Raw genomic sequence first — 3,055 nt, 5'->3', positions numbered from 1 at the left:
TAGCTATTTTAATTATATTTATAAAGAACCTTCTAAAAATTTTTTATAGTATTAAATGTGCCTGGGTGGCTTTGGTGGCTGCGCAACGCCGAAGCCACCAAAGCCACCGAAAACTAAAGATTTTACTTACGAAAAGTCAAAGTAACTCATCTTTTTTTAATTATGTTTTTCTAAACCCCGATAACCTAAATTCACACGAAGAAGCCTTAATCATTGCCCACGAGGGTTTTCATGCACAACGTTTACACACGCTCGATTTGCTGATTTCAAGCATTTTGAAAGCCGTTTTTTGGTTTAATCCGATTGTTTATTTCTATCAAAAATCTCTCAAACAAATCCACGAATACGAGGTTGATGCCCTCATGTCGTCCACTTATGATGGCCGAGAATACGCACATTTATTATTGAAGCTCGGCGTTGCCCCTAACGCCATGATTATCAATCAGTTTAGTACAAAACCGCTATCAGAACGAATCCAGTTTTTATTTAAAACACCAACAAAAAACATGAAAAAGCTACTGTATTTTTTATCATTGCCGATTATTGTAATCGGAGTTATGGCATTTGCTGAGGAGAAAGTGGTGACAGTTTATCGGGCGAAAAATGATTCTCAAGAAATAAAATCTGTTGAAGTGAAAGAATATCCGTTAATCATAAATGATAAAGCTAATTATGCTTCTTGGACAGATAAGTTCAATAAACCTCGATTCACTGAAAAAGATATTTCACTCAATGAACTCACTACCAAAAACTATAATGGCTTCCATTATTTGGTCAATCCTAACTCTCTCACTATCAATACAATAAAGCAAGTCAACAAATACATCAAAAGGCGTTCTTTAGAATTAATAATTACAGAATCTGAAATTGACAAAAACGGTAATCTAACCAGATTAGGTTTAGCTATAAAACACCTTATCAGTAAACAAAGAACTAAAGCTGAGTCATTTGATATGAATGAATTACGAGAAAAAGGTAAATCTGGAGCATACGTTTTCATTGAAGCATATGATAAAAATTTCAAGGAATCAAATATCACTTTTAGGCAAGCTACGGGAGACTTAACCATCAACTGGGGAGAAAAAGAGATGGGTGTTTTAATTGGTAAAACATCTGATTTAAATATATCAAGAAAAAAAATCACCTATAAAGTTTCGCCTGATAAACTGAACCTTGCAACTTTTGAGAAAGTAAAAGCTTATTTTGCTAAAGATGGCTTCATCTTAAAAGCTAATAAGCCTGTTTTTGATAAAACCAATAATCTTTTATCAGTCGAAATTCAGTTAGAAAATGGAAAAGAAACAAACAAACAACAAATAATTTTAGATGATTTGAGGCATTTAATAAAGAGAATAAACAGTCAATCGGCACCAAATCGTTGGGACGAGACAATTATTATTGAGGCTAATAAAATTACTAAAGAGACTAAGGTTTTTATTGACAATCGGTGGCTTGAAGGCATAAAAAAATCAGATAAGTTTGAGATTTTAAAAGTGGTAAGTAATGTCACACAACAAAATCTAAATAATTTCACTCACAAAATAGATTTCAATCTAAATTTCTCACGAATTGATAGTGTTGCCATATACTCAGGCAATAAATTATTAATTGAAGGACAAGACTATATAATTAAGGATAAATATGCTTATTTAAACCAAAAATATGAGAAATCGAAAGTTGGTATAAGAATAGTTGTTGCTAACATTGGTGGGCCTGGTAGCTATTACTTATACCCAAATCTCACAAAATTGGAAGAAAACACATATCCAATTTTCAATAAGATAAAAACGCTTCCAATATTTGCAGCGAGTAGAGAGAGGACAATTATTCCTCAGCTTACATCAAAGTTGCCCAAAATACCTACCCCATTTTCAAAAGTTGCTAAAAATCAAGATACACTCCGCACGATTTTAGAAACCAATAAACTTGGGAAGAACCCTTTAGTTTTCATTAATGGTGAAGAATACCCTTCGAGTATATTATATCGGATAAATCCAGATGCCGTTGTCTCTATGGTAATACCAAGAACAAATGGAGAGAAATTAGTTGACAAATATGGTGAAAAAGCTAAAGACGGAATTGTAAGAATAAGCACCAAAAAGAACGTTGATTTCTTATTAAAAAATGAAAAAGAATACCAAATTGTCCTCGAAAATATAAAAAATCTAATGCTTCCAACCAAAAGCAGAGTAAAGAGAGTTTTATTAAAAGACTTAAATGGCAGAATAACTGAAAAAGTAAGTATAATTGATACAAAAACTGGTTTTGATAAAATTTCAATGAGAACCGACGTAGGTAAAAAGGCAATATTCTTTATTGATAACGTATTGGTGAGCGAGGACGATGTTAATAATTATAATGGTGACTTATTTCACGATGGCTATAAAAATGAGATAATCGAAGAAAAATATCCAAAAGAAGTTAAAAGTGCTGATATGATTTTTAACTTGAAAACTAAACGAAATTAAGATAAAAGTTCTCAGAACTACATTTTAAATGTAACACAACAAACAGAAATACAAAGCGTTTTTATATTATACTAAAACCGACTAAAAATGAAACACGCTTTGTATTTTTTGCTGTTGATTATTTCTGTGTTTTCAGCTTCTGCACAGCAAACAGAAGATAAGCCAACTGATATAATAGATGTAGCGTTATTCAGTGTTGTTGATACCAACGAACCTCCAAGAGAATGGCTTTCTTTGCCCAAAACTGCCAAGATTTTTGCAGATGGCAAATTACTAACTGCTTACAAAGATTACGGCTTTGGTATTGATGTTTTTTTTATGAAACTAAGGTTTTTGAATGCTGATTTAAAAATCATTTTACCTAATAATAAAACCGCATTTAAAGCAACTGCCAAACGCAAAACATACTATACACTTGAACCAATTGAGGGCTTTTTCGAGAGAAGAAAATTCCTTAATGATAAAGGTGAAGAAATTGAGAAAGTAACGGTCAATAAGCCCCTGAGAACTTCTACTAATGGCGAAGGTGTTGCTATTTCAGCTACTTTAAGAAACGCCGAAAAAATTCTATATTTAGTTGATAACAA

General features: G+C 32.1%; 2 protein-coding genes and 1 pseudogene. All 3 read left to right on the top strand.

What is annotated here, in order from left to right; all coding sequences use genetic code 11:
• Positions 1–65: 65 nt before the first annotated feature.
• Positions 66–473, top strand: a pseudogene (locus ACOVO2_RS04520) (M56 family metallopeptidase); the annotation flags it as partial.
• A gap of 33 nt (positions 474–506) precedes the next feature.
• The gene (locus ACOVO2_RS04515) at positions 507–2,468 is read left to right on the top strand and encodes a hypothetical protein (RefSeq protein ID WP_421768817.1); all 1,962 of its coding nucleotides are present in this window, start codon (positions 507–509) and stop codon (positions 2,466–2,468) included.
• Between the two features lie 87 nt (positions 2,469–2,555).
• Positions 2,556–3,055, top strand: a 500-nt coding sequence (locus ACOVO2_RS04510) for a hypothetical protein (protein WP_421768816.1), incomplete at its 3' end; no start/stop codon positions are given.

Origin of the sequence: Emticicia sp., from assembly GCF_049241225.1 — a bacterium.
Taxonomy (GTDB): Bacteria; Bacteroidota; Bacteroidia; order Cytophagales; family Spirosomataceae; genus Emticicia.
Note: the sequence above shows the minus strand (reverse complement) of the source record. Positions and strands in the feature narration are given on the sequence as shown.